At 70.0% G+C, this 9,290-nt stretch carries 9 protein-coding genes; 5 read left to right on the top strand and 4 right to left on the bottom strand.

Annotated elements, in window-relative coordinates:
* Nucleotides 1-189: 189 nt before the first annotated feature.
* Entirely contained in the window at nt 190-1,017 is an 828-nt protein-coding gene (locus ABD378_RS00315) for an alpha/beta hydrolase (RefSeq protein WP_344518182.1), read from the bottom strand.
* 156 nt (nt 1,018-1,173) lie between these two features.
* Entirely contained in the window at nt 1,174-2,670 is a 1,497-nt protein-coding gene (locus ABD378_RS00310) for a peptide MFS transporter (RefSeq protein WP_344518181.1), read from the bottom strand.
* A gap of 475 nt (nt 2,671-3,145) precedes the next feature.
* On the opposite strand from ABD378_RS00310, the gene ABD378_RS00305 reads away from it, so the two are divergent.
* Nucleotides 3,146-3,823: a response regulator transcription factor gene (locus ABD378_RS00305; protein ID WP_190083462.1), complete on the top strand. Its 678-nt coding sequence runs from the start codon at nt 3,146-3,148 to the stop codon at nt 3,821-3,823.
* A 163-nt stretch (nt 3,824-3,986) separates the two neighbouring features.
* Entirely contained in the window at nt 3,987-5,264 is a 1,278-nt protein-coding gene (locus ABD378_RS00300) for an ATP-binding protein (protein ID WP_344518180.1), read from the top strand.
* Here ABD378_RS00300 and ABD378_RS00295 read toward each other — a convergent pair.
* Nucleotides 5,261-5,842 (bottom strand): GtrA family protein, encoded by a 582-nt coding sequence (locus tag ABD378_RS00295; RefSeq protein WP_344518179.1) that lies wholly within the window; start codon nt 5,840-5,842, stop codon nt 5,261-5,263. The two genes, ABD378_RS00300 and ABD378_RS00295, sit on opposite strands and share 4 nt — an antisense overlap.
* A 239-nt stretch (nt 5,843-6,081) precedes the next feature.
* On the opposite strand from ABD378_RS00295, the gene ABD378_RS00290 reads away from it, so the two are divergent.
* Genes ABD378_RS00290 through ABD378_RS00280 form a run of 3 tightly spaced genes read left to right on the top strand, consistent with a single transcriptional unit; the run spans nt 6,082 to nt 8,935 of the window.
* Entirely contained in the window at nt 6,082-7,200 is a 1,119-nt protein-coding gene (locus ABD378_RS00290; protein WP_344518189.1) for a 5-(carboxyamino)imidazole ribonucleotide synthase, read from the top strand.
* Nucleotides 7,197-7,730, top strand: a complete 534-nt coding sequence (purE, locus tag ABD378_RS00285; protein ID WP_344518178.1) for a 5-(carboxyamino)imidazole ribonucleotide mutase — start codon at nt 7,197-7,199, stop codon at nt 7,728-7,730. Before ABD378_RS00290 ends, purE begins: the two co-directional genes overlap by 4 nt.
* Before the next feature lie 5 nt (nt 7,731-7,735).
* Nucleotides 7,736-8,935, top strand: a complete 1,200-nt coding sequence (locus ABD378_RS00280; RefSeq protein WP_344518177.1) for a dipeptidase — start codon at nt 7,736-7,738, stop codon at nt 8,933-8,935.
* A 60-nt stretch (nt 8,936-8,995) separates the two neighbouring features.
* On the opposite strand, the gene ABD378_RS00275 is transcribed toward ABD378_RS00280, so the two are convergent.
* A partial coding sequence (locus tag ABD378_RS00275; protein WP_344518175.1) for a prolyl oligopeptidase family serine peptidase occupies nt 8,996-9,290 on the bottom strand: 295 nt, incomplete at its 5' end.

The following is a 9,290-nucleotide window of genomic DNA, read 5'->3' as shown; positions in this document are numbered from 1 at the left end:
GCCGCCCCGCAAGGGGCGCGGGGAACTGCGCGACCAGCCGAAGACGGCCTGCGGCGGCCAACGGCCCTGACCCCGCAGACGCGTCTGCCTGCGGCGGTCCGTCAGCGGGTGCGGGCTCGCTGTGCTCGCTCGCGCAGTTCCCCGCGCCCCTGAAGGGGCGCCCCTGACGGGGCGTTCCCTGGACGCCGCTCAAACGTGCTGCCGCAGCCACCGCAGTACCGCCTGGGCGGCGCCCGGTTGCTTCAGAAGCTCGCCCCCGTGCGCCTCGCCCGGCTCGATGCGCACGGTGGCGTCCTTCAGGCCCGCCCTCGTCTGCGCGAGCGCGAGGTCCGTGGAGTGGGCGACCGGGACGAAGTCCGCCGCCGAGTGCGTGAGGTACAAGGGCGCGTCGTCCTTGCCGGAGGCGTGCGACTTGGCCACCAGGTCGACCCACTTCTTCCAGCACCGGCCGGAGGCCTGGTACGGCACGCACCCCGCGAGCAGCTCCGCCGTCCCCCGCAGCTTGCGCTGTCCCGGCGACGCGGCGCGCATCCCGCCGTCCTGCCAGGCGCGGTAGGGCGAGGCGACGGGGGAGAGGGCCACCACGCCGCGCACCCGCTTGCGCCCCGCGCCGTAGGCGCCCGCGCTGACGGCGAGATGCCCGCCCGCGGACGACCCGAGCACCACGGGCGTGGAGCCGCTCCGCCGCTTCACCCACCGCAGGGCCGCGAGCACGTCGTCGCGCTGCGCGGGCCAGGCGGCGTCGGAGGCGAGCCGGTAGTCGGTGTCGTACACGGTGAATCCGCGCGCGGCGAACCACCGCGCCCACCCGCTCCAGTCGGTGTCCCGCACCCAGGAGCCGCCGTGCAGGATCACCAGGGCGGGGTCGTCGCCGTCGCCGTGCACGGTGATGTTCTGGCGCGCGTGCTCCCCGTACGAGAAGGTCCCGCCCGGCAACGGCTCGGGTGCGGCCTCGACGGCGGCACTGGACGAAAGCAACGCCACACAGAGGGCGAGGACCGGCAAGGTACGGCGCATGGCCAGATGCTCCACCGCCCGGTCCCGCCACCGGCACAGAAACGTTCCGCGTCACCGTCACGGGTTAGCGAACGATCCTCTGTTCGCGCGAGTGGACGAACGGCGAGGGCCGCCGCACCCTCAGGTGCGGCGGCCCTCGTCGTCGTTCGATTCAGCTCAGTTCACGGAACCCATCAGTTCCTTGACCTTCTTGCGGTTCATCCAGATGCCGAAGCCCGCGATGACCGCGATGACCGCCTCGACGGCCACCGCACCCGAGTTGTTCAGGTCGATGCCGAGCTGCGGGGAGGTCAGCAGACCGGTGACGGAGTCGCCCGCGGTGACCGCGAGGAACCAGACACCCATCATCTGGGCGGTGTACTTCGCCGGGGCCATCTTCGTGGTGACCGAGAGGCCGACCGGGGAGAGGCAGAGCTCGCCGACGGTCTGGATGAAGTAGATCGCCACCAGCCACATCGGGCTGACCTTGCCGCCGTTGTTGGCGGTGTCGATCAGCGGGATGAGGAAGACGAGGAAGGAGATGCCGATCAGCGTGAGGCTGGAGGCGAACTTGACCGCCGTGCTCGGCTCCTTGCCCCGCTTGTTCAGCCAGAGCCACGCCGATGCGACCACGGGGGCGAGCGCCATGATGAAGATCGGGTTCAGCGACTGGTACCAGGAGGTCGGGAAGTCGAACCCGAGCAGGTTGTTCGTCGTCGAGTGCTCGCCGAAGATCGACAGGGTCGAGCCGTTCTGGTCGTAGATCATCCAGAAGACGGCGGCGACGATGAAGAACCAGACGTAGCCCGACAGCTTGGACTGCTCCAGGTCCGTCAGCTCCTTGTCGCGCTTCATGCGGACCAGGACGGTGACCGGGATGACAAGACCGGCGATGGTGAGGGGCATCAGGGCCCAGTCGGCGAAGTTGCCGGTCACACCGAGGAACGTGTAGAGCACGACCGCGACGATCAGCCAGATCAGGCCGTTGCGCAGGGCGGACGCACGCTGCTGCGGCGTCGCGGGCTGCGAGACGACGCTGCTCTCCGCGCTGAGGTGGCGCGAGCCGAGCATGAACTGGCCAAGGCCCAGGGCCATGCCGATCGCGGCGAGCGCGAAGCCGAAGTGCCAGTTGACGTTCTCGCCCACGGTGCCGATGGTCAGCGGGGCGAGGAAGGCGCCCACGTTGATGCCGATGTAGAACAGCGTGAAGCCACCGTCACGGCGCGGGTCCTCCGGGCCGTCGTAGAGGTGGCCGACCATCGCGGAGATGTTCGCCTTCAGCAGGCCGGAACCGAGCGCGACGAGCCCGAGACCCGCGAAGAACGTCGCCGAGCTGGGCAGGGCGAGCGTGATGTGGCCGAGGATGACGACGATGGCGCCGATGGCGACCGTCTTGCGCGGACCCCAGAAGCGGTCCGCCATCCAGCCGCCGGGCATGGCGAGGAGATAGACCATCGACATGTAGACGGAGTAGATCGCCGTCGCCGTCGTGGCACTCATGTTCATGCCGCCGGGGGCGATCAAGTACAGCGGGAGCAGTGCTTTCATGCCGTAGAAGCTGTAGCGCTCCCACATCTCGGTCATGAAGAGTGTGGCCAGTCCGCGGGGGTGGCCGAAGAAGGTCTTCTCAGAGCCAGGGGTACTGGCGGAGTCCTTCGTCAGGCTGGACGCCATGGGTCGATCCTCGAGGTTCGGGACGCGCGGCAAGAGCGTGTGCGCGCCCGGTGGGGGGCGGTCGGCACCGGGGTCGTACCGTCCACACCCCCACGCCCGGGGGGAGTTCGCGCTCCGTTTCGAGGAAGGCGCAGGTACGGCGACTCCGAGATCCACACCCTGGGCGCATCATCACGCGCAGGGTCCGACCACAGGTCATTCCTTTCAAGGCTGGCAGAAGCCGGCCCGCACATAAAAGAGACCTAAGGCCGCACAACGGGCCAAAGGTCCTTGCATAGTGCATCAGGCGTTGGGTCACCATACGCCACGACAGTGCGGCATATGGAAGGACTTGAGAGATGGATCACAGGTTGTGGTGGAACCATCGACGCACTTTTAAAGGTGATCCTCAGGATCGCACCCCATAGCCGCAGGCGTCGACGATCAGCGGGCGATCACCCCACGAGGGTCGTCCGGCGCGGACTACCATCACCCCATGACCCGTGTACTGCTCGCCGAGGACGACGCGTCCATCTCGGAGCCGCTGGCCCGTGCCCTGCGCAGGGAGGGGTACGAGGTCGAAGTGCGTGAGGACGGCCCGACCGCCCTCGACGCCGGGCTGCAGGGCAGCGTCGACCTTGTCGTACTCGACCTGGGGCTGCCCGGCATGGACGGCCTGGAGGTGGCCCGCCGCCTCCGTGCCGAGGGGCACACGGCGCCGATCCTCATCCTGACCGCCCGCGCCGACGAGGTGGACACCGTCGTGGGCCTGGACGCGGGCGCCGACGACTACGTCACCAAGCCCTTCCGCCTCGCCGAGCTGCTCGCCCGGGTCCGGGCCCTGCTCCGGCGCGGGGCGGCCGAGCCGCAGCAGGCGCCGGCCACGCACGGCGTGCGGATCGACGTGGAGTCGCACCGTGCCTGGATGGGCGAGGAGGAGCTCCAGCTCACGGCCAAGGAGTTCGACCTGCTCCGGGTCCTGGTCCGTGACGCGGGCCGGGTGGTGACCCGCGACCAGCTGATGCGGGAAGTCTGGGACACGACGTGGTGGTCGTCCACCAAGACGCTGGACATGCATATCTCTTGGCTCAGGAAGAAGCTGGGCGACGACGCGGCGAATCCCCGGTACATCGCCACTGTGCGGGGCGTCGGCTTCCGCTTCGAGAAGAGTTAAGGGGCGGCGCCCCTTTAGGGGCGCGGGGAACTGCGCGAGCAACCCAAGAAGACCCGCACCCGCGAGGAAACCGCCGTAGGCAGACGCGTCTGCGGGTCCGTCGTGGCTGGCCGCGCAGTTCCCCGCGCCCCTGGCGGCGGCTTCGATCGGCGACACTTGGTAAATGCGTCGCCGCCTGATCAACTCCACCCTCGCCGTAGTCCTCGTAGTGATCGCGGTCTTCGGCGTGAGCCTCGTCATCGTAGAGACGAGAACCATCAGCAGCAGCGCCCAGGAGCGGGTCACCTCCGAGGCGTTCCGCCTGGCCAGCGTCGTCGACAGCAGGATCATCAGCGACGAACAGATCAACGCCGAGATCCTGCGTGACGTGGCCGCGGTCGACACCGACCGCTACGCCCTCATCGAGATCCCGGGCCGCGCCCCCATCGAGATCGGCAGCCGCCCCACCGGCGACGTCATCCGCGACACGGCAAGGGGCGAGGAGGGCGAGAAGGTCACCGTCGAGGAGCCGCGCACCGCGGTCACCCAGGAGGTCGGCCGCACCCTGCTGATCATCGGCGCCGTGGCCCTGCTCGCGATCATCGCCGCCGTACTCCTCGCCGTGCGCCAGGCCAACCGCCTGGCCTCGCCGCTCACCGACCTCGCGGAGACCGCCGAGCGCCTCGGCTCGGGCGACCCGAGGCCCCGCCATAAGCGGTACGGGGTGCCGGAGCTCGACCGCGTCGCTGACGTCCTGGACGGCAGCGCCGAGCGGATCGCCCGGATGCTGACCGCCGAGCGCCGCCTCGCCGCCGATGCCTCGCACCAGCTGCGTACGCCCCTGACGGCCCTCTCCATGCGCCTGGAGGAGATCACCGTCACCGAGGACCTGGACACGGTGAAGGAGGAGGCCACGATCGCGCTCGCGCAGGTCGAGCGGCTCACCGACGTCGTGCAGCGGCTGCTCACGAACTCACGCGACCCGCGGACCGGCTCCGCCGTCTCCTTCGACCTGGACGAGGTCGTCAAGCAGCAGCTGGAGGAGTGGCGCCCGGCCTACCGCAGCGCGGGCCGGGCCATCGTCAGCTCGGGCAAGCGGCATCTGCGGGCCGTGGGCACGCCCGGCGCGGTCGCGCAGGTCCTGGCGGCGCTCATCGAGAACTCGCTCATGCACGGCGGCGGCACCGTGGCCCTGCGGACCCGCGTCACGGGAAACCAGACGGTCATCGAGGTCACGGACGACGGGCCCGGCGTCCCCGCCGATCTCGGCGCGCGGATCTTCGAGCGGACCATCAGCGGCCGCAACTCGACGGGTATCGGCCTGGCGGTCGCCCGGGATCTGGCCGAGGCCGACGGCGGCCGCCTGGAGATGCTGCAGACCAAGCCGCCGGTGTTCGGCCTGTTCCTGTCGCGTACGCCGCTGCAGAAGCGGGCCCAGGAGACCGAGGAGACGGTGCGCTAGCGGGTGCCGCGCACGACGGGCCGCTTCTCGCCGGCCGCCCGTGTCTCGCCGGCAGCCCGTGTCTCGCCGGGCGGCCGCGCCCCCGCGCGGGTCGCGCCGGTGCCGGTCTCCAGGAACGATTCCGCACTGGCGACGGCCTCCCGCGCGGGAAGCGTCTTGAACACCCAGGTGCGGTAGGACCAGAAGCGGAAGCAGGTGGCGATGCCGATGCCCACGAACTTGAAGATGTTGCGCTGGAGCGGGCTGTCCCAGTCGAAGCCGTAGATCGCCGCGTACAGGACGCCGTTCTCGATCACCAGGCCGACCGCGCTGAACATCAGGAACAGCGTGAGCTCCTTGGTGCGGGAGCTTTTGTCACGGTCCTTGTACGTGAAGTAACGGAAACCCACGTAATTGAAGGCGATGGCGACGACCGTGGCGATCACGTTCGCGCGCACGGCCTGGAGGTCCGTCGTGTGCCACAGCAGGTTGGAGACGCTGAAATTCACCAGCGTGCCCAGCGCTCCCACGGCCCCGAACTTGGCGACTTCGCGCGCGAGCTGCTCCATTCGCACCCGTAGTGCGCCACGTTCCTTCATGGTGGTCGCCCCAACCCCCGTCGTCGATTCGTTCCGGTCTCGGCCTCGTCGACGTATGTGGTGATTCGGTCGCGTCAACCCAGCCATGCTAACCAGCGACCCCGGCCCGTCGCTCGCGGACGCCTCCACACTGTGGCGGCTCTGTGACGGGAGAGGCCGTGCGGTGCGCGGAAACCGGCCGTTCCTGCGTGGCTGATACAGGCCGATACCCTGGGGGTGTGACGTTCCCGGTAGTCGGCATGGTCGGCGGGGGTCAGCTCGCTCGTATGACACACGAGTCGGGCATCCCGCTAGGCATCAGATTCAAGCTCCTCAGTGACACCCCTCAGGATTCCGCGGCGCAGGTCGTCAGCGATGTCGTCATCGGCGACTATCGCGACCTCGACACGCTGCGTGAGTTCGCGAGGGGCTGCGACGTGATCACTTTTGATCACGAACACGTACCCACCGAGCATCTACGGGCCCTGGAGGCGGACGGCATCCCCGTGCGTCCGGGGCCCGACGCGCTGGTGCACGCCCAGGACAAGGGCGTGATGCGCGAGAAGCTCACGGAGATCGGCGTGCCGTGTCCACGCCACCGGATCGTGCGCGATCCGGCCGACGTAGCGGCCTTCGCGGCCGAAGGCGACGGATTTCCGGTGATCCTCAAGACGGTGCGTGGCGGCTATGACGGGAAGGGGGTGTGGTTCGTACGTTCCGTCGAGGACGCCGAAGACCCCTTCCGGGCCGGTGTCCCCGTGCTCGCCGAGGAAAAGGTCGATTTCGTACGGGAGCTCGCGGCGAACGTCGTCCGCTCGCCGCACGGCCAGGCCGTGGCCTACCCCGTCGTCGAGTCGCAGCAGGTCGACGGCGTCTGCGACACGGTGATCGCGCCCGCGCCCGGCCTCTCGGAGGACCTCGCGGGCCAGGCGCAGGAGCTGGCCCTGCGCGTCGCCAAGGAGCTCGACGTGGTCGGCCACCTGGCGGTCGAGCTCTTCGAGACGCGCGACGGCCGCATCCTGGTGAACGAACTGGCGATGCGCCCCCACAACTCGGGCCACTGGACGCAGGACGGGGCGATCACGTCCCAGTTCGCGAACCACGTGCGCGCGGTGCTCGACCTCCCCCTCGGCGACCCGCGCCCGCGGGCGAAGTGGACGGTCATGGCCAATGTCCTGGGCGGCGACTACCCGGACATGTACCAGGCGTACCTGCACTGCATGGCGCGTGACCCGCAGCTGAAGATCCACATGTACGGCAAGGACGTGAAGCCGGGACGCAAGGTCGGCCACGTCAACACCTACGGCGACGACCTGGACGACGCGCTCGAGCGCGCGCGTCACGCGGCCGGCTACCTCAGAGGAACGATCACCGAATGACCGCACCTGTAGTTGGCATTGTCATGGGCTCGGACTCGGACTGGCCGGTCATGGAGGCCGCGGCCAAGGCCCTCGACGAGTTCGAGATCCCCTACGAGGTCGACGTCGTCTCGGCGCACCGCATGCCGCGCGAGATGGTCGCGTACGGCGAGGAAGCGGCGGACCGCGGCCTCAAGGCGATCATCGCGGGGGCCGGCGGCGCCGCGCACCTGCCGGGCATGCTGGCTTCGGTGACCCCGCTGCCGGTGATCGGGGTGCCCGTCCCGCTCAAGTACCTCGACGGCATGGACTCGCTCCTGTCCATCGTGCAGATGCCCGCGGGTGTGCCGGTGGCGACGGTCTCGGTGGGCGGCGCGCGCAACGCGGGCCTTCTCGCGGCGCGCATCCTCGCCGCGCACGACACCGAACTCCAGGCCCGTATGCGGGAGTTCCAGCAGGAGCTGAACGAACAGGCCACGGAGAAGGGCAAGCGGCTTCGCGCCAAGGTCGAAAGCATGGGTTCCGGTTTCGGCTTCGGCTCGGGAAAGTGACCGGCATGACCTCACCCGCCAGTGCTTCCCTGGACGACGCCCGCGCCCTTCTCGCCGACTTCCCGGTGGCCGACGGCCACAACGACCTGCCGTGGGCCCTGCGCGAGAAGGCGGGGTACGACATCGACCGCCTGGACATCGCGACCGACCAGACGGGCAGCCTCCACACGGACATCGCGCGCCTGCGGGCGGGCGGGGTCGGTGCGCAGTTCTGGTCGGTGTACGTCCGCACGGACCTGACGGGCGACGCGGCGGTGAGCGCGACGCTCGAACAGATCGACTGCGTCGAGCAGTTGCTCACGCGCTACCCGGCGGATCTGCGGCGCGCGCTGACGGCCGCGGACATGGAGGAGGCGCGGGCGCAGGGCCGTATCGCGTCCCTGATGGGTGCCGAGGGCGGCCACTCCATCAACAACTCCCTTGCCACGCTGCGGGCGTTGCACGCGCTGGGCGTCCGCTACATGACGCTGACGCACAACGACAACATCGCGTGGGCGGACTCGGCGACGGACGAGCCGGGGGTCGGCGGCCTGTCGGCGTTCGGCCACGAGGTCGTACGCGAGATGAACCGCAGCGGCATGCTCGTGGACCTCTCCCACGTGGCGGCGACGACGATGCGGGCGGCCCTTGACACCTCCGTGGCGCCGGTGATCTTCTCGCACTCCTCGGCGCGCGCGGTGTGCGACCACCCGCGCAACATCCCGGACGACGTCCTGGAGCGGCTGCCCGCGAACGGCGGCGTCGCGATGGCCACCTTCGTGCCGAAGTTCGTGCTGCAGGCGGCGGTCGACTGGACGGTGGCGGCCGACGAGAACATGCGGGCGCACGGCTTCCACCACCTGGACACGGGGCCGGAGGCGATGAAGGTCCACGCGGCCTTCGAGGAGTCGACCCCGCGCCCCGTGGCCACGGCCGCGACGGTCGCCGACCACCTCGACCACATGCGCGAGGTCGCGGGCGTCGACCACATCGGCATCGGCGGCGACTACGACGGCACGGCGTTCACGCCGGACGGCCTGGACGACGTCGCCGGTTACCCGAACCTGATCGCGGAGCTCCTGACCCGCGGCTGGTCGAAGGCGGACCTGGCCAAGCTGACCTGGCAGAACGCGGTCCGCGTACTGGGTGCGGCGCAGGACGTGGCACGCGACGTGCAGTCCCGGCGCGGTCCTTCGAACGCGACGCTTCAGCAACTGGACGGCTGAGGGCGCCACTTGAGGCGGAGGGCGGGGGTGGCCGGTCGGCTGCCCCCGCCCTTCGCCTTCTCAGGCCACGACCTCTTGCGCGAAACGCAGCGAGCGGGCGAAGACCTCTTCCACCGCGTCGTCGGACGCGCCGTACCAGCCGTGGTCGGCGCCCGGCACCGTACGCAGCTCGACCTGGGCGCCCACCTCCCGCAGCCGGGCGGCGAGCGCCTCGCTGTGCGTGCCGGGGACCATCGTGTCCCGCTCGCCGTGGACCAGGAGGAAGGGCGGGGCGTCGCGGTGGACCCGCGCGACGGGGCTGGCCGCGCGGGCTCGCTCGGGCACGGCAGCGGGGGCGGCGCCGAGCAGCAGGGCC

The organism is Streptomyces rectiviolaceus (assembly GCF_039533825.1).
Taxonomy (GTDB): Bacteria; Actinomycetota; Actinomycetes; order Streptomycetales; family Streptomycetaceae; genus Streptomyces; species Streptomyces rectiviolaceus.
Note: the sequence above shows the minus strand (reverse complement) of the source record. Positions and strands in the feature narration are given on the sequence as shown.

Excerpts from the sequence above, each read along its gene's own strand:
- ABD378_RS00305 (WP_190083462.1), top strand. The coding sequence starts at position 3,146 with ATGACCCGTGTACTGCTCGCCGAGGACGACGCGTCCATCTCGGAGCCG.
- ABD378_RS00280 (WP_344518177.1), top strand. The coding sequence starts at position 7,736 with ATGACCTCACCCGCCAGTGCTTCCCTGGACGACGCCCGCGCCCTTCTC.
- ABD378_RS00300 (WP_344518180.1), top strand. The coding sequence starts at position 3,987 with ATGCGTCGCCGCCTGATCAACTCCACCCTCGCCGTAGTCCTCGTAGTG.
- ABD378_RS00315 (WP_344518182.1), bottom strand. The coding sequence starts at position 1,017 with ATGCGCCGTACCTTGCCGGTCCTCGCCCTCTGTGTGGCGTTGCTTTCG.
- ABD378_RS00310 (WP_344518181.1), bottom strand. The coding sequence starts at position 2,670 with ATGGCGTCCAGCCTGACGAAGGACTCCGCCAGTACCCCTGGCTCTGAG.
- ABD378_RS00295 (WP_344518179.1), bottom strand. The coding sequence starts at position 5,842 with ATGAAGGAACGTGGCGCACTACGGGTGCGAATGGAGCAGCTCGCGCGC.
- ABD378_RS00290 (WP_344518189.1), top strand. The coding sequence starts at position 6,082 with ATGGTCGGCGGGGGTCAGCTCGCTCGTATGACACACGAGTCGGGCATC.
- purE (WP_344518178.1), top strand. The coding sequence starts at position 7,197 with ATGACCGCACCTGTAGTTGGCATTGTCATGGGCTCGGACTCGGACTGG.